General features: G+C 63.9%; 14 protein-coding genes, 1 other RNA gene and 1 pseudogene. 4 read left to right on the top strand and 12 right to left on the bottom strand.

Annotated elements, in window-relative coordinates; all coding sequences use genetic code 11:
- Positions 1-81: 81 nt before the first annotated feature.
- From GVL12_RS15450 to gyrA, 10 genes are all read right to left on the bottom strand, one after another.
- On the bottom strand, positions 82-420 hold the full coding sequence (locus GVL12_RS15450; protein ID WP_159915588.1) for a helix-hairpin-helix domain-containing protein: 339 nt from the start codon (positions 418-420) through the stop codon (positions 82-84).
- Positions 421-648: 228 nt separating this feature from the next.
- Entirely contained in the window at positions 649-1,803 is a 1,155-nt protein-coding gene (gene lapB / locus GVL12_RS15445; RefSeq protein WP_159915586.1) for a lipopolysaccharide assembly protein LapB, read from the bottom strand.
- On the bottom strand, positions 1,793-2,119 hold the full coding sequence (locus tag GVL12_RS15440; protein ID WP_159915584.1) for a lipopolysaccharide assembly LapA domain-containing protein: 327 nt from the start codon (positions 2,117-2,119) through the stop codon (positions 1,793-1,795). Before GVL12_RS15440 ends, lapB begins: the two co-directional genes overlap by 11 nt.
- Before the next feature lie 132 nt (positions 2,120-2,251).
- Entirely contained in the window at positions 2,252-2,581 is a 330-nt protein-coding gene (locus tag GVL12_RS15435; RefSeq protein ID WP_159915582.1) for an integration host factor subunit beta, read from the bottom strand.
- A 101-nt stretch (positions 2,582-2,682) separates the two neighbouring features.
- The gene (gene rpsA / locus GVL12_RS15430; protein WP_159915580.1) at positions 2,683-4,368 is read right to left on the bottom strand and encodes a 30S ribosomal protein S1; all 1,686 of its coding nucleotides are present in this window, start codon (positions 4,366-4,368) and stop codon (positions 2,683-2,685) included.
- Positions 4,369-4,523: 155 nt separating this feature from the next.
- Entirely contained in the window at positions 4,524-6,548 is a 2,025-nt protein-coding gene (locus GVL12_RS15425) for a bifunctional 3-phosphoshikimate 1-carboxyvinyltransferase/cytidylate kinase (protein ID WP_159915578.1), read from the bottom strand.
- Positions 6,549-6,570: 22 nt separating this feature from the next.
- Positions 6,571-7,485 carry a prephenate dehydrogenase gene (locus GVL12_RS15420; RefSeq protein ID WP_159915576.1) on the bottom strand — a complete coding sequence of 305 codons (915 nt, stop codon included), beginning with the start codon at positions 7,483-7,485 and terminating at the stop codon, positions 6,571-6,573.
- A 64-nt stretch (positions 7,486-7,549) separates the two neighbouring features.
- Positions 7,550-8,647, bottom strand: a complete 1,098-nt coding sequence (gene pheA, locus GVL12_RS15415) for a prephenate dehydratase (protein ID WP_159915574.1) — start codon at positions 8,645-8,647, stop codon at positions 7,550-7,552.
- A 13-nt stretch (positions 8,648-8,660) separates the two neighbouring features.
- Entirely contained in the window at positions 8,661-9,770 is a 1,110-nt protein-coding gene (gene serC / locus GVL12_RS15410; RefSeq protein WP_159915572.1) for a 3-phosphoserine/phosphohydroxythreonine transaminase, read from the bottom strand.
- Between the two features lie 105 nt (positions 9,771-9,875).
- Positions 9,876-12,542 carry a DNA gyrase subunit A gene (gene gyrA, locus GVL12_RS15405; protein WP_159915570.1) on the bottom strand — a complete coding sequence of 889 codons (2,667 nt, stop codon included), beginning with the start codon at positions 12,540-12,542 and terminating at the stop codon, positions 9,876-9,878.
- Between the two features lie 227 nt (positions 12,543-12,769).
- Between gyrA and ompA the strand changes: the two genes are divergently transcribed.
- From ompA to ssrA, 4 genes are all read left to right on the top strand, one after another.
- The gene (gene ompA, locus GVL12_RS15400; RefSeq protein WP_159915568.1) at positions 12,770-13,429 is read left to right on the top strand and encodes an outer membrane protein OmpA; all 660 of its coding nucleotides are present in this window, start codon (positions 12,770-12,772) and stop codon (positions 13,427-13,429) included.
- 79 nt (positions 13,430-13,508) lie between these two features.
- On the top strand, positions 13,509-14,222 hold the full coding sequence (ubiG, locus tag GVL12_RS15395; RefSeq protein WP_159915566.1) for a bifunctional 2-polyprenyl-6-hydroxyphenol methylase/3-demethylubiquinol 3-O-methyltransferase UbiG: 714 nt from the start codon (positions 13,509-13,511) through the stop codon (positions 14,220-14,222).
- 2 nt (positions 14,223-14,224) lie between these two features.
- The gene (locus GVL12_RS15390; protein WP_159915564.1) at positions 14,225-14,893 is read left to right on the top strand and encodes an HAD-IA family hydrolase; all 669 of its coding nucleotides are present in this window, start codon (positions 14,225-14,227) and stop codon (positions 14,891-14,893) included.
- Between the two features lie 12 nt (positions 14,894-14,905).
- Positions 14,906-15,283, top strand: a transfer-messenger RNA (tmRNA) gene (gene ssrA / locus GVL12_RS15385).
- 119 nt (positions 15,284-15,402) lie between these two features.
- On the opposite strand, the gene GVL12_RS15380 is transcribed toward ssrA, so the two are convergent.
- The gene (locus GVL12_RS15380; protein ID WP_159915562.1) at positions 15,403-16,578 is read right to left on the bottom strand and encodes a site-specific integrase; all 1,176 of its coding nucleotides are present in this window, start codon (positions 16,576-16,578) and stop codon (positions 15,403-15,405) included.
- A gap of 300 nt (positions 16,579-16,878) precedes the next feature.
- Positions 16,879-17,232, bottom strand: a pseudogene (locus GVL12_RS15375) (hypothetical protein); the annotation flags it as partial.

Below are 17,232 nucleotides of genomic sequence, written 5' to 3'. Positions count from 1 at the left end.
TGTTTTCAATTAGGGTTATGGGGCGGCCATAAAAAAAGCCGCCTAAGCGCTAGTGGCTGAGGCGGCGGTTTGGGCCAATGCTCAGGGAGAGGCCGGCGGCGGGGCTTTGAGCGCCGGCCCGGGCGGCGCGATGCGGCCCTGGAGCGCAGGCCCGCCCTGGTAGTTCTTGCCGTTGACCGTGAGGCCCTCGGCGGAGAGCTTGGCCGCGGAGGCGTTGCCTATGCCATGCACCCGGTTGATCAGGTCCGCCCAGTCGACGAAAGCCGCTTTCTGGCGCTGGGAGACGATGCGTTGCGAAAGCGCGGGCCCTATGCCCTTGACCGTATCGAGTTCGCTTTGCGTGGCATGGTTGGCTTCTACACCCGCAAAGGCACAGGCAGCGTAAAGCAAAGCGGAAATGGTCAGAATTTTCTTCAGCATTGCGCCTTCCTTGGGTCCGGTCGTACTTTTCACGCCAGTGTGAACAGGCGTGAGCCGCGCCAGTCGTGGCGCTTCGATTGCAAGCCCTGTTCAGTGAATCGTACGGTAGGGCGATGCATCGCATGAATCAGGGTAAACCCTGGTCATTGTGATGCTGCGCCGCTTGTCCACGGCGCTTGGCGCCGTTCACCGCCCATGGCACTGGCGGGGGCCAGCGCAGGGGGGGGCTCAAAGTTCCTCGACGCGGCGCGCGGGATAGCTGTCCCAGCTCTGGCAGCCCGGGCAATGCCAGAAATGCTGGCGTGCCTCGAAACCGCAGGCCGCGCAGCGGTAGCGCGTCAGCGGCTTGCTCGCATGCTCGAGCGCGCGCTGCACCGCGGGGTGGTGCTGCTCTTCGGCGAAAGCTTCGTCGGCGAGCCAGCGCGTCGCCGCAACCAGTGACGGCTCCTTGCCCAGATGGGCGACATAGCGCTGCCGCCCGGGTGCCTGGGTTTCGCCGCTGTCGGCATCGAGTGCGACCAGCGCCTGCAGCAGATCCAGCGAAGGCGTGCGCAGGTATTGGGCTTCGAGCCAGGGCTGGATAGGCGCGCCATCGAGCTTTTTGGCGATCTCGGGCAGCAGGGCCGCGGCCAGGGGTAGGGCGCTGGGGCTTTTTTCGGCCAGTGCCTGCAGTGTGCTCCAGGCCTGCGCGGGCTGGCCCAGGCGCAGTTGCAGCCGGGCGAGATCAATCTGCGCGCGCGCGGCGTTTGGCGCGATCAGCAGCGCCTGCTGGTGTTGCGCCATGGCGGCTTCGAGCTGGCCGCTCGCGGCAAGCACGTCGGCTTCTTCGCAGAGGTAATGCGCCAGACGCACGCTGAAATCGCCTTGCTGCGCAGTCTGCATGCGCTGGGCGATTTCGCCCGCCTGCTTCCAGTCGCGCGAGCGCTCGTAGATGGCCAGCAGGGCCAGCCGGGCCTCGGCCTCGAAATGCGTGCCTTCGAGGCGGCGCAGCGCGTCTTCGGCGCGGTCGAGCAGGCCGGCCTTGAGAAAGTCGAGCGCGAGCGCGTGCTGTGCGCGGTCGCGGTCCGGACGGCTCAGATCGCCGCGCGACAGCAGGTGTTCGTGCACCCGCACCGCGCGGTTGTATTCGCCGCGGCGGCGGAACAGGTTGCCCAGCGCAAAGTGCAGCTCCGAGGTGTCGGGGTCGTTCTGCACGGCTTCGATGAAGGCATCGATGGCCTTGTCCTGCTGCTCGTTGAGCAGGAAATTGAGGCCTTTGAAATAGGCTTTCGGGGCGCTGCGGTTTTCCGCGCGCATCTGCCGGGCATCGAAACGTGAAGCCAGCCAGCCCAGCACGAACGCCAGTGGCAAGCCCAGCAAAATCCAGTTGAGATCAAATTCCATGAAGGTCGTGTGGAGGCAGGGAAGGTGCGGGCGGCGCCGAATCCGGCGCTGCGCCAGTCGCTGGCGCGGGGGCAGCGGCTGCTTCAGGCTGGGCCGCGCGCTGGGCGGCGCTGCGGTGCTTGAGCCAGCGCGGCACCATGCCGAGCACGCCCACGACCAGGCCGGCGGCAAAGGCCGTGAGTACGACCAGCACCAGTGGCGCCGTCCATTGGGTGCCAAAGAAGAAGTGCACCGTGGCGTTTTGCTGGTTGTTCAGCGCAAAGGCGAACAGCGTAAAAAAAATGGCCGCCTTGAGCAGCCACAGGATGTATTTCATGCGACCCCTTGTGTGACCGCCTGATTCTATAGGCCTTGATTCACCCGCGGAGCGTGTCGGCTCAAGGCTGGGGGCGTTGTCCCGGGGCAATCGTTCGACTGGCCCGGGGTGAAGCGAGTGAACGCGGCGCTGTTATTTCTTTTCGGCCAGCAGCAGTGCCTGTGCGCCGCCGAGTTCGGCCGTGCGCTGGTCCACGGCTTCGCGCAGGGCCTTGCCGGGCTTGAAGTGGGGGACGCGTTTTTGCGGAATGTGTACGGCTTCGCCACTGCGCGGGTTGCGGCCCATGCGTGCGAGGCGGTGGTTGACGGAAAAGCTGCCAAAGCCGCGGATTTCAATGCGTTGCCCGCGCACCAGGGCATCGCCCACGGCATCCAGAATGGTTTTGACAGCGAGCTCGGCGTCGCGTTGCGTCAATTGACCGAAGCGGGCGGCCAGTTCTTCGACAAGATCAGAACGGGTCATCGAAAGCGAATCCAGTTAGAACGGGTAAAAACCAGTTTTGAAGAAAAAACGGCGGGCGCCTGAAGCGCCCGCCGCATCCAACTCAAGCCAAGCGGGTCAGCTTACTTGTCGGAGTTGTCCAGCTTGGCGCGCAGCAGGGCGCCCAGGCTGGTCGTGCCGGCGCTTTCGCGCGACGATTGTGCCGACAGCGAAGCCATGGCTTCCTGTTGGTCGACCATGTCCTTTTGCTTGATGGACAGCTGGATGTTGCGGGTCTTGCGATCCACGTTCAGCACCACGGCAGTGACTTCGTCGCCTTCCTTGAGCACCGAGCGGGCATCTTCCACGCGGTCGCGGGAGATTTCCGAAACGCGCAGGTAGCCCAGGATGTCTTCGCCGAGGTCGATTTCAGCGCCACGGGCGTCCACGGTCTTGACCTTGCCGGTCACGATCTGGCCCTTGTCGTTGACAGTCGCGAAGGTGGTGAAGGGATCGCTGTCCAGCTGCTTGATGCCCAGGCTGATACGTTCGCGTTCCACGTCCACGGCCAACACGATGGCTTCGACTTCCTGGCCCTTCTTGTAGTTACGAACCGCGGCTTCGCCGGTTTCGTTCCACGACAGGTCGGACAGGTGAACCAGGCCGTCGATGCCGGCAGCCAGGCCGACGAACACGCCGAAGTCGGTGATCGACTTGATCGGACCCTTGACGCGGTCACCGCGCTTGGTGTTCTGCGCGAATTCTTGCCATGGGTTGGCCTTGCATTGCTTCATGCCCAGGGAGATGCGACGCTTGTCTTCGTCGATTTCCAGAACCATGACTTCGACTTCGTCGCCCAGCGACACCAGCTTCGAAGGCGCAATGTTCTTGTTGGTCCAGTCCATTTCGGAAACGTGCACCAGGCCTTCGATGCCGGGTTCCAGTTCCACGAATGCGCCGTAGTCGGCGATGTTGGTGACCTTGCCGAACAGGCGGGTGGCCGAAGGATAGCGGCGCGAAACGCCCATCCACGGGTCGTCGCCCATTTGCTTCAGGCCCAGGGACACGCGGTTCTTTTCGGTGTCGAACTTCAGGATCTTGGCCGTGATTTCCTGGCCAGCCGTCACCACTTCCGAAGGGTGACGCACGCGACGCCATGCCATGTCGGTGATGTGCAGCAGACCGTCGATGCCGCCCAGGTCAACGAACGCACCGTATTCGGTGATGTTCTTGACCACGCCTTGAACGATGGCGCCTTCCTTGAGCGTTTCCATCAGCTTGGCGCGCTCTTCGCCCATCGAGGCTTCCACGACAGCGCGGCGGCTCAGCACCACGTTGTTGCGCTTGCGGTCGAGCTTGATGACCTTGAATTCCAGGGTCTTGTTTTCGTAAGGCGTCAGATCCTTGATCGGGCGCGTGTCGATCAGCGAACCGGGCAGGAATGCGCGGATGCCGTTGACCAGAACCGTCAGACCGCCCTTGACCTTGCCCGAAGTGGTGCCGGTCACGAATTCGCCGGATTCCAGGGCCTTTTCCAGGGCCAGCCAGGAAGCCAGACGCTTGGCGGTGTCGCGCGACAGGATGGTGTCGCCGTAGCCGTTTTCGATGGAGCCAATGGCCACCGACACGAAGTCACCGACTTGGACTTCGACTTCGCCCTGATCGTTCTTGAACTCGTCGAGCGGCACGTAGGCTTCGGACTTCAGACCAGCGTTGACCACCACGAAGTTGTGTTCGACGCGAACGACTTCAGCGGTGATGACTTCGCCAGGACGCATTTCCGTGCGTTGCAACGATTCTTCAAAAAGGGCGGCAAAAGATTCAGACATGTATTTCCTTGGCCGCAAACAGGTTTCCGAAAGCACTATTGCTGACGTTTTTAAGGCTGCTTGCGGAGGTTTCTTGCGGACGAATCCGCGGGCTATAGTTCAATAACCCTCTGCCATTCGCTAGCCAGGGCGAAAAACAGGCAGAGGGACCGGTGTCAGCCCTTCAGGACGGACTTGAAGGGCTGTCGCTCTTGCCACCAGTGAAGCACCTGCGTGACCACCTGTTCGATGGAGAGCGTGGAGCTATCGAGGGACAAAGCGTCTGGTGCGGGCTTGAGCGGCGCCACGCTGCGCGACATGTCGCGGGCGTCACGGGCTTCAAGGTCTGCACGAAGCGCCGTGATATTAGCTGAAATCCCGTTGGAAATCAATTGTTTATACCTTCTCTCAGCACGGCATTCGGCCGATGCGATCAGGTAGACCTTGAGCGGCGCGTCGGGAAAGATCACCGTGCCCATGTCGCGGCCGTCGGCCACGAGGCCCGGCAGGCGCTGAAATCCGAGCTGCAGCGCGACCAGCGCTTCGCGTACCGCGGGCAGGGCGGAAACGCGTGAAGCATCCATGCCGGCTTCCTCGCTGCGTATCGCCTGGCTGATGTCTTCATCGTCGAGCAGGATCTGCTGCGTGGCGGTGAAGCGGATCGGCAGCGCGCGCACCAGCGCGGCAATTTCCCCCTCGTGCGCAGGGTCGATGGCAATGCCGGCGCGGTGCGCGGCCAGGCCGGCAATGCGGTAGAGCGCGCCCGAGTCGAGGATGCCATAGCCCAGACGGCGCGCGACTTCGGCGGCGATCGTGCCCTTGCCCGACGCGGTCGGGCCGTCGATGCAGATCACCGGAATCCGTTCGCGCGGTGTCTCGCAGACGGAAAACAGCGCTTCGAAATAGTCCGGGAAGGTCTTGGCCACGCACTGCGGGTCTTCGATGCGCACCGGCAGTTGCTGGGGGTTGAACGCGGCGAGCGAAAAGCACATCGCCACGCGGTGGTCGTCATAGGTGTGGATGCTCGCCGCGCGCCAGTCGGCGGGCCGGGCCGGCGGCGTGACGCGCAGGTAGTCCGCGCCTTCTTCCACGGTGGCACCGAGCTTGCGCAGCTCGCAGGCCATGGCCGTGATGCGGTCGGTTTCCTTGACACGCCAGCTCGCGATATTGCGCAGCGTGGTCGTGCCTTCGGCGTACAGCGCCATCACGGCCAGCGTCATCGCTGCGTCCGGAATGTGGTTGCAGTCGAGGTCTATGGCTTGCAGCGGCCAGCGGCCGCGCCGCACCTGCAGCCAGTTCGGCCCGCTGTCGACCTGCGCACCCATGGCCTGCGCGGCTTCGACAAAGCGGATATCGCCCTGGATGGACTGCGCGCCCACGCCCTGGATGCGCACGCCCGCGGCGCCTTCGGCCGCGATTGCGCCCAGCGCAATGAAATAGCTCGCCGACGACGCGTCGGCCTCGACGTGGATGTCGCCCGGCGAGCGGTAGCGGCTGCCCGCGGCAATCGTGAAGCGCTGCCAGTTGTCGTTGTGCACCGCGATGCCGAAGCGCGCGAGCAGCTCCAGCGTGATGTGGATGTAGGGCTTGGAGATCAGTTCACCGACGACTTCGATGTGGATGTCCTGCTGCGCGGCGCGCAGCGGCAGCGCCATCAGCAGCGAAGTCAGGAACTGGCTGGAGACATCGCCGCGCACCTGGATCGGTGCCTGTGCTTCGGAGGAAACATCGGCGGGCGTGATGCGCAGCGGCGGAAAGCCCGCATTGCCCAGATAGTCGATGCGGCAGCCGATCTGGCGCAGGCCGTCGACCAGATCGCCTATGGGCCGCTCGTACATGCGCGGCACGCCCAGCATGGTGAACTCGCCGCCGAGCAGCGAAAGCGCAGCGGTGAGCGGGCGCATGGCCGTGCCCGCATTGCCCAGGAACAGTTCGGCCGCCGTGCCCGCGGGCAAGGCACCGGCAATGCCCGTGATGCGCAGGGTGCTGGCGCCGCGTTCCAGCACGCAGCCGATCTGCTCGAGCGCGGTCAGCATGACGCGCGTGTCGTCCGAGTCGAGCAGGTCGTGCACCGTGGTCGTGCCTTCGCTGAGCGCGGCCAGCAGCAGAACACGGTTGGAAATGCTTTTCGAGCCGGGCAGGCGGACTTCGCCACCGGCGGTGGCGAGTGCGGGAATGTCGAGGAATTCGGTCTGGAACATGGCGCGGTTTCAGCGTGCGGGCTCAGGCGCCCTGGAGGTCTGGAGGAGTGGCGCTGGCGCGCGCCGCAGTGGGGGTGGGACCCTGGCGCCAGTGGGCGCGGGCGGCGCTGGCGAGCGTGATCCGGTCCTGCAGGCCCTGGCCGTCGCCCTGGACAAGCAGTTCTTCGAGGTTTTCCAGGGCCTGGCGGAACTGGCGCGACTGCGCGAGCACCTGTTCGCGGTTGGCAAGCAGGATGTCGCGCCAGATCTGCGGGTTGCTGGCCGCGATGCGCGTGAAGTCGCGAAACCCCGGGCCCGCCAGCGCGAGCGTGGCGTCGGCGTCGGGCTGGGACAGCACGCTTTGCATCATCGCGAACGCCAGCAGATGGGGCAGGTGGCTCACCGTGGCGAGCGTCGCGTCATGCGCTTCGGGCGACATGCTGTGCACCTCGCAGCCCAGCGCCTGCCAGATCTGGCGCGCCTGCTCGAGCTGCACCGTGAGCGTGCGTTCGGTGGGCGTGAGCACCACATGGCTGCCCACATACAGATTGGCGTCGGCGTGCTCGACGCCCGCGACTTCCTTGCCCGTGATGGGGTGGGCCGGCACGAAGGAGCCTATCCTGTCGCGCAGCCCCGAGCGCGCGGCCTGCACCACGTCGGTCTTGGTCGAGCCCACGTCCATGATCAGCATGCCCGGCGTGACCAGGTGCTTGATGGATTTGAGCGTCGCTTCGGTCGCGGCCACGGGCACGGCCAGCAGCACGATGTCGGCACCTGCCGCGGCGAGCAGCGCCGACGGCGCCTCGACATCGATCACGCCCAACTGGCGCGCGCGTTCGGTGGTGGAAGGGGACTTGCTGTAGCCGACCACGCGCTTGACCAGGCCGGCTTTTTTCAGCGCCAGCGCAAACGATCCGCCCATCAGGCCGCAGCCTATGAGCCCCAGTTGTTCAAACATCCACAGACTCCGACGGCAGAAAAAGACCAGGTATTGCAGGCATCAGGCAGGTATTACGCAGATATCACGCAGGCGTGGGGTAGGCGCCCAGCACCTTGTAGAAGGCGCACAGGCCTTGCAGCTCTTCGAGTGCCTTGGCCACATGGGGCTCGGACGGGTGGCCTGCGAGGTCGATGTAGAAGTAATACTCCCACTGGCCGGTGCGCGCGGGGCGCGACTCGAAGCGCGTCATCGACACGCCATGGGTCTTGAGCGGCACCAGCAGGTCGTGCACGGCGCCGGGGCGGTTGGGCACGGAAATGATCAGGCTGGTCGAATCCTTGCCGGTGGCCTGGGGCATGGCCAGCGTCTGCGGCAGGCAGATGATCGCAAAGCGCGTGCGGTTGTAGGCCTCGTCCTGGATTGCATGGGCGACGGTGTGCAGGCCGAACTGCTGGGCTGCGCGGTCGCCGGCCAGGCCAGCCCAGGTCGGGTTGATCGACGCCAGGCGCGCGCCTTCGGCGTTGCTGTCGACCGGCCGGCGCTCGGCATGCGGCAGGTGCTTGGACAGCCAGCCCTGGCACTGGGCCAGCGCCTGCGGGTGGGCCGCGACCACTTCGATGTTGTCCAGCGAATCGCTCAGGCGCAGCAGGTTGTGGCGGATCAGCAGGCTGACTTCGCCGACCACATGGCAGGGCGTGTGCAGGAACATGTCGAGCGAGCGCGTGACCACGCCTTCGGTCGAGTTTTCCACGCCGACCACGCCGTACTGGGCGCTGCCCGCGGCCGTCGCATGGAACACTTCGTCGAAGTTGGCGCAGTACATCAGGTCGGCCGCACCGCCGAAGTAATCGACCGCGGCCTGCTCGCAGAACGTGCCCGCGGGGCCGAGCACGGCCACGCGCTGGGGCGACTCGAGCGCCAGGCAGGCCGACATGATTTCGCGCCAGATCGCCGACACATGGGTGTTGCGCAGCGGGCCGGGGTTGGCGGCTTCGATCTTCTGGATCACCTGGGCCACGCGGTCGGGCCGGAAAAACGGCGTGCCTTCGCGTTTCTTGACCTCCCCGACCTGCTCGGCAACCCGGGCGCGCTGATTGACCAGCGACAGCAACTGCTGGTCGATGCTGTCGATCTGTTGGCGCAGGTCCGAAAGATCAGGCGAAGCTTGGGGCTTGTTCATGGCGGAAAGTCTCTCAGGCGTGTTGTTGTTCGAAAGCGTGCAGGTAGTCGACCAGCGCCTGGACTCCGGCCAGCGGCATGGCGTTGTAGAGGCTCGCGCGCATGCCGCCCACCGACTTGTGGCCCTTGAGCTGCAGCAGGCCGCGCTCCTTGGCGCCGGTCAGGAAGGCGTCGTTGAGCGCCTCGTTGCGCAGGAAGAACGGAATGTTCATGCGCGAACGGCAGTTCGGCGCGACCTTGTTGAGGTACAGCTGCGACTGGTCGATGCTGCGGTAGAGCAGTTCGGCCTTGGCGATGTTGCGCTGCTCCATCGCGGCGATGCCCGTGAGCTCGCCTTCGCGCTGGCGCTTGAGCCACTGGAACGTCAGGCCGGCGATGTAGATGCCCCAGGTCGGCGGCGTGTTGAACATCGACTGGTTGTCGGCGACGATCTTGTAGTCGAAAGCGCTGGGGCAGGCCGGCAGCGCATGGCCCAGCAGGTCTTCGCGCACGATGACGATGGTCAGTCCGGCCGGGCCGATGTTCTTTTGCGCGCCGCCAAAGGCCAGGCCTACGCGGCTCCAGTCGACCGAGCGTGATGCCACATGCGACGAGAAGTCGATGACCAGCGGTGCGTCGCTGCCCAGCGCCTTCAGGTCGGGCAGTTCATGGAATTCGACGCCATGGATGGTTTCGTTGCTGCAGATGTGCAGATAGCTCGCGCCCCGGCTCAGCTCCCAGCTGGCCGCGGGCGGCAGGCTGGTGAACTGGCCGCTTTCGCCGCTGGCCGCGACATGCGCCTGCGCCGCATACTTGCGCGCTTCCTTGAGCGACTTCTGGCTCCAGCTGCCCGTGAGCACGAAGTCCACCGTGCCGGCATGCGACAGGTTCAGCGGCACGATGGCGTTTTCCGCCAGGCCGCCGCCCTGCATGAACAGGATCTTGAAGTGCGCGGGCACGGCTAGCAGCTCGCGCAGGTCGGCTTCGGCTTGCTCGTAAATCGAGATGAACTCCTTGCCGCGGTGGCTCATTTCCATCACCCCCATGCCGCTGCCATGCCAGTCCAGCATTTCGGCCGCAGCCTGTTCCAGAACCTCGGCAGGGATGGCCGCAGGGCCGGCGGAGAAGTTGTAGGGGCGATTCATGGTGTCTACCGGAAGGGGAAAGGGGCAGGGCGGCCTCGGCCGCGCGTTGGGTGGAACTGTAAACGAGCACGCCGGCATTGCCGGCGTGCTCGGAAGGGGCGGGGCTCAGGCCTGGGGCGCTGCGTCGCTGCCGTCGGCCGCGGTCAGGTCGGCGGACTCGGCGTCGTCGGCCACTGCCTGGGCATCGTTTTCGGCGATGCGCTGCAGGCCGCTGAGCTGGGAGCCGTCGTCGAGCGCGATCAGCGTCACGCCCTGGGTGGCACGGCCGAGTTCGCGGATTTCCGCAACCCGCGTGCGCACCAGCACACCCTTGTCGGTGATCAGCATGATCTCGTCATCGGCGCGCACCAGCGTGGCGGCAACGACCTTGCCGTTGCGCTCGGATTGCTGGATGGCGATCATGCCCTTGGTGCCGCGGCCGTGGCGCGTGTACTCGGCAATGCTGGTGCGTTTGCCGTAGCCGTTTTGCGTCGCCGTGAGCACGCTTTGCGGGTTGGTGTCGGAGTCCTCGGCCACCAGCATCGCGATCACGCTCTGGCCATCTTCCAGCATCATGCCGCGCACGCCGCGTGCCTGGCGGCCCAGCGGACGCACGTCGTTCTCGTCGAAGCGCACGGCCTTGCCGCCGTCGCTGAACAGCATCACGTCGTGCGCGCCATCCGTGAGCGCGGCGCCGATCAGGTAGTCGCCGTCGTCGAGGTTGACGGCAATGATGCCGGCCTTGCGCGGGTTGCTGAATTCGTTGAGCGCGGTCTTCTTCACCGTGCCCATGCTCGTGCCCATGAACACATAGCGGTCTTCAGGGAAGGTGCGCATGTCGCCGGTGAGCGCGAGCACGACGTTGATCTTCTCGCCTTCCTGCAGCGGGAACATGTTGACGATGGGGCGGCCGCGCGAGCCGCGCGAGCCCGCGGGCACTTCCCAGACCTTGAGCCAGTACAGGCGGCCGCGGTTGGAGAAGCACAGCAGGTAGTCGTGCGTGTTGGCGATGAACAGCTGGTCGATCCAGTCGTCTTCCTTCGTCGCCGTGGCCTGCTTGCCGCGGCCGCCGCGCTTTTGCGCACGGTATTCGGACAGCGGCTGGCTCTTGATGTAGCCGGTGTGGCTCAGCGTGACCACCATGTCGGTGGGCGTGATCAGGTCTTCGGTGGACAGGTCTTGCGCGCTGTATTCGACGCTGCTGCGGCGCGCGCCTATCTTGCTCTGGCCGAACTCGGTCTTGAGGGCCGTGAGCTCTTCGCCAATGATCACCGAGACGCGGCCGGGCTTGGCCAGGATGTCGAGCAGGTCCTCGATCACCGCCATCACGTCCTTGTACTCGGCGACGATCTTGTCCTGCTCCAGTCCGGTCAGGCGCTGCAGGCGCATCTGCAGGATTTCCTGGGCCTGGGTTTCGGACAGGCGGTAGAGGCCGTCCTGGCCCATGCCGAACTCGACTTCCAGGCCTTCGGGGCGGTAGTCGTCGGCGCTCACAACGCCGCCATCTTCGCGGGTGCGGGTGAGCATCTCGCGCACCAGCTTGCTGTCCCAGGCGCGCGTCATCAGCTCGGCCTTGGCCACGGGTGGCGTGGGGGCGTTGCGGATGATGGCGATGAAGTCGTCGATGTTGGCCAGCGCCACGGCCAGGCCTTCGAGCACATGGCCGCGGTCGCGCGCCTTGCGCAGCTCGAACACCGTGCGGCGCGTGATCACTTCACGGCGGTGCTGCAGGAAGACCGCGATCAGTTCCTTCAGGTTGCACAGGCGGGGCTGACCGTCGATCAGCGCCACCATGTTCATGCCGAAGGTGTCCTGCAGCTGGGTCTGCTTGTACAGGTTGTTGAGCACCACTTCGGGCACTTCGCCGCGCTTGAGCTCGATCACCAGGCGCATGCCGGACTTGTCCGATTCGTCCTGGATGTGGCTGATGCCTTCGATCTTCTTCTCGTGCACCAGCTCGGCCATGCGCTCCTGCAGCGTCTTCTTGTTGACCTGGTAGGGCAGCTCGTCGACGATGATCGCCTGGCGCTGGCCGCGGTCGATGTCCTCGAAATGGCACTTGGCGCGCATTACGACGCGGCCACGGCCCGTGCGGTAGCCGTCCTTCACGCCGTTGATGCCGTAGATGATGCCGGCCGTGGGGAAGTCGGGCGCGGGCACGATTTCCATCAGCTCGTCTATCGTCGCGTCGGGGCTTTGCAGCAGGTGCAGGCAGGCGTCGACGACTTCGCCCAGGTTGTGCGGCGGAATGTTGGTCGCCATGCCCACGGCAATGCCCGAGGAGCCGTTGACCAGCAGGTTGGGCAGGCGGCTGGGCATGACCAGCGGCTCGCGTTCGCTGCCGTCGTAGTTGGGCCCGAAATCAACGGTTTCCTTGTCGATGTCGGCAATCATTTCATGCGCGATCTTGGCCAGGCGGATTTCGGTGTAACGCATCGCCGCGGCGCTGTCGCCGTCGACGGAGCCGAAGTTGCCCTGGCCATCGACCAGCATGTGGCGCAGGGAAAAATCCTGGGCCATGCGAACGATGGTGTCGTACACAGCGGAATCGCCGTGCGGGTGGTATTTACCAATCACGTCACCGACGATACGTGCGGACTTCTTGTAGGGGCGGTTCCAGTCGTTGTTCAACTCATGCATGGCATAGAGGACACGACGGTGCACCGGCTTGAGGCCATCGCGTGCATCGGGCAGCGCGCGGCCCACGATCACGCTCATGGCGTAATCGAGATAACTGCGACGCATCTCCTCTTCAAGGCTGATGGGCAGAGTTTCTTTGGCAAACTGGGTCATGGACTGCGACTTTGACGGCAAGGGAGGCTCATTTTAGAGTCATTGGGCTGTAGTTGCTGCGCAACATATCCCGTGAATTACGCTTTTGTCGTGCCGACCCCACCGCAGGGCCCGGGTCATTCGCATGTTACGTATGGCACAATCATTTCCAACGTTCTTGGTGATGGCCACTAATGACGTCCACAAATTCGCAGCGCGGCTGCGGCTTTTTCCCCAAGAGGAGAACCATGAAGAAACTGAACAAAGTTGCGATGTTGTTTGCCTGCGCCGCACTGGCTACGGCTGCCGGCGCTCAAGTCAAGGCTGCCAATGGCGGCAACGTGATCGACAACTGGAAAAACGGTACCAACGAGCTGGTCTGGAAGAACGGCACGAACGAACTGTGCTGGCGCGATGCCAACTGGACCCCCGCAACGGCTGCTGCCGATTGCGACGGTGCCCTGAAGCCCGCACCCGTGGCTGTTGCTCCCGCTCCTGCAGTGGTCGCTCCCGCACCTGCACCTGCACCCGCTCCTGCTCCTGCAGTCGCGACCAAGGTGACCTACGCTGCCGACGCGTTCTTTGACTTCGACAAGTCCGTTCTGAAGCCAGCTGGCAAGGAAAAGCTTGACGACCTGGTCTCCAAGGTCCAAGGCGTGAACCTGGAAGTCATCATTGCCGTGGGTCACACTGACTCCATCGGCTCCGATGCCTACAACCAGAAGCTGTCGGTGCGTCGTTCGGAAGCCGTCAAGGCTTACCTGGTGTCCAAGGGCATCGAAAAGAACCGCGTCTACACTGAAGGCAAGGGCGAAAAGCAACCCGTCGCCGACAACAAGACGGCCGAAGGCCGCGCGAAGAACCGTCGCGTGGAAATCGAAGTGGTGGGCACCCGCGCCGCTCAGTAATCTCCGGATTACCCTGAAAAGCCCCGGAGACGGGGCTTTTTTTATGCCCTATCCATTTCAGCGTGAAGGAAAAGCACCGATGCAAGACGCCATCAACGTCGACCCGGCCGAACTGGCCAAGTTCTCCGATCTGGCCCACCACTGGTGGGATACGGAAAGCGAATTCAAGCCGCTGCACCAGATCAACCCGCTGCGCCTGGAATGGATCAACGGCATTGCCCCGCTGCATGACTGCGACGTGCTCGACGTGGGCTGCGGCGGCGGCATCCTGGCTGACTCGATGGCGCGCAAAGGCGCCGTGGTGACCGGCATCGACCTGGCGACGAAGTCGCTGCGCGTGGCCCAGTTGCATGCGCTCGAGGCCGAAACCCCGCGCATACGCTACGAGGAAGTGGCCGTCGAAGCGCTCGCCGAACGCCAGCCCGCGAGCTTCGATGTGGTGACTTGCATGGAGATGCTCGAGCATGTTCCCGACCCCGAATCGGTGGTCAGGGCCTGCGCAGAGCTCGTAAAACCCGGTGGATGGGTCTTTTTTTCGACCCTGAATAGAAACGTTAAATCTTTTGCGCAAGCAATTGTTGCAGCCGAATACTTGCTCAACCTGCTGCCACGTGGTACGCACGAATACGCAAAAATGATACGCCCTAGCGAACTCGCCGGTTTTTGCCGCGCCGCCGGCCTCAACGTGCTGCACGCCAGGGGCCTGCAGCACAACCCGCTCACGGGCCGTTATTGGCTCAGCGCCGACACCAGCGTCAACTACATGATCGCCACGCAAAGGCCCGAGGAATGAGCATGGCGTTCAAAGGCATCCAGGCTGTATTGTTCGACCTCGACGGCACGCTGATCGACAGCGCTCCCGACCTCGGCGCCGCCGCCGACCAGATGCGCACCGCGCGCGGCCTGCCGTCGCTGCCCGCCGAGCACTACCGCCCCATGGCGGGTGCGGGCGCACGTGGCATGCTGGGCGTGGCATTCGGCATCACGCCCGAAACGCCCGACTACGACACGCTGCGCGAAGAGTTCTTCCGCAACTACGAAGCGCGCATGACGCAGACCACCTACGCCTTCGACGGCGTCGCCCAGTTGCTGGCCGACATCGAAGCGCGTGGCCTGCTCTGGGGCATCGTGACCAACAAGTCGTCGCGCTTCACCGACCCGCTGACGCGCGCCATGCCCTTGTTCAGCGGCGCCCGGGCCGTGGTCAGCGGTGACACCACGCCGCACCCCAAGCCGCACCCCGCGCCGCTGTTCGAAGCCGCCAGCCGCCTGGGCCTGCCGCCGCAAGCCTGCATCTACGTCGGCGACGACGAACGCGACATCGTCGCCGGCCGCGCAGCCGGCATGAAAACCGTCGCCGCCCTCTACGGCTACCTCGGCGCCGTCGACGCCACCGCGCACTGGGGAGCCGACGCTGCAATTAAATACCCACATGAGCTCTTGCAATGGCTCGATGTAGCCTAAAATGTGCTTCATGGGGCTGTCCTGGTTTCGACGTGGGTTCGGAGCCGGTGTGGTGCATGTCGAGCTTGAGTGACGCTCGTAAATCTCCATTCAACAAAACTAACTGCAAACGACGAACGTTTCGCACTCGCCGCTTAATCCGGTGAGCTTTGCAACAGCACGTTGATGGGCTGGGCAAGGGGGTCGCAAGACTTCCAGGCTGCAAAGGAATCTTCATCAACTGGTTCTGTGCCGGGTACCTTGGTATGGAACAAGAAAATAGGGTACTGGCTTTGTTCACAGCGTGTGCCTGCGCGGTGACCGAGGCGAGATTCAAATCAGAGCACTAAACATGTAGATCTGCCCGGTAAAGGCTTGCGGACGCGGGTTCAATTCCCGCCAGCTCCACCACCCAACCACCGCCCTGCACTAGGTAAAGCCCAGTGCAGGGCGGTTTTTTTTGTGCCCAGATGGTGTGGATTGGTGCACAGGAATGCACGGGAAATGCACCGAAAATGCACCGATGCATTTCAGGTCACGGCATGCAGCACGGCCTTGGGCTTCTGGTAGTCCTCACGGATGAACTTGCCATAGGTGCGAAACACCATCTCCACGTCCTCATGGCCCAACTGCTGGGCGACATACCAGGGGTTGCCGCCTGCGGTCAGCAGGGTAGAGGCATAGGTGTGCCGGATTTGGTACGGGTTGCGGTAATCGAGGCCTGACCTGGCCATGATCGGCAGCCAAGCCGTCTTGCGCACCTGGGCATCTGTAGCCCACGGCAGCAGCGTTCGCGGGTTGAGCCAGATCCGCTGCCCGCGCAGCTGGCTCATGGGCTTTTGCGCGCGCAGTGCTTCCATGGCTTCGGGGTTGAGGTCTAGCGTCCGGATACCCGCAGCAGTCTTTGGCGCCTTGAGTACCCCAACCACCTGATTCTGCTCAATGCGAGCGGTCGCCTTTTCCCAGTCGATGTGTCGCCACTCCAGAGCCTGAAGCTCGCCAGGTCGCAGGCCGGTGTTGAGCCAGAACTGAAACATGGGGCGCTCATCAAGCCGGCAGGCCTGCAGAAGGGTCTCGCGCTCCGCCTGTGTGAAGGGCTGGATCACGTAATCGCTGGCCTTGCTGGTCTGTCGGATCAGCTTCACCAGGGCGATGCGGTCAAAGGGGTTGAACTCGATGAGGTCATCATTCAGGGCGTCTTCCATGACCGATCGGAGTGGAATCAGCATGTTGCGGATTGCCTTGCTAGTGCAGTCCATCTCGCCCACCCAGTCGCGCAGGGCGCTGGGCGTGACCTCATCTAGCCTCCAACCATACCAGTGACGCATGCGCTCGCCGGTGATGCTCTTGGCGTAGCCACGGTAGGTGGCCGGGCTCATCTTGCCGTTGGCGACCTGTTTTTCGTACAAGGCCAGCTGCTTGGCCAGCATGTCCTCCATGAGGGATGTGCCCGGGGCGGGGCGCTTTGCCTTGGGGCTGTCGGGAAAATAGCTGCCATATTCAAACGTGCCATCGGCAATCTTGCGCCGAATTTCATTGCGCAGATTGGCCGCATATTGGATGGCATTCTTGGTAACTTGGCCTTCAGGCATGAGTTCGCGGCATTGCTCACCACCATAGGTGAAAAATATCTGCAGCCGCGGTCCTGACTTCATTTCCCGGATGGTTACCCCCGGTGGGGTTGTGTGGCCTGTCTTGCGATCCATGCGTCTGCTTCCTTAATATTGACGTGCAACCGATTTGCGACGGTGGCAATGTGTTTCCCAGCCAGCCACCAACCTTTCTTGCGGTAGTGACGGACGGTTTCGACGGGCGTGCCGGTCAGCTCGAAATACTTCTCGGCGCGCACCCAAACTGGTTCGATAGCCTGCACGGTAGTGCCCGCAGGTGCTTGCTATGTAACTTTGTGTTTCATGATTTGGGCCTAAAAAAGCCCGCTTGCTGGGCGGGCTGGTCAAAGTCGGGGGTGGGGGCGCGGCGCTGGCGCTGCGTGCGCTTGCGCCGGCTCATGGGGTGGCCTGGCGGTTGTGGATGCGCTTGAAGTCGATCACCCACACCCAGGGGCTGGCGGCCCAGTCGCCACCGGTGGATTCCCAGAGGAGCTGGAAAGCGTTTCGCGGCGTGCGTCCGTGCAGTGCTGCGCCGGCTGCAACATTGCCGGTCCACCAGCACCCGCGCTCTGCCGCCTGATGTGGCAACTCGCTGATGCCCTCTGCAATGCAGTCGGCTTCGCTGATGTCCTGCAGGCGCTCCACGCGCACGCCGGTGATTTCCAGCCAGATGCGGGCCAGCGCCTTGGGCATGTGGATTGCCGGTTTCCATGGCCGCAGGTCTGCGTGGTCGCCGTCAGCGCGATAGAA

It is taken from the genome of Pantoea sp. 18069 (assembly GCF_902706035.1).
Taxonomy (GTDB): domain Bacteria; phylum Pseudomonadota; class Gammaproteobacteria; order Burkholderiales; family Burkholderiaceae_C; genus Comamonas.
This window is presented reverse-complemented; position numbering and strand designations above follow the sequence as displayed.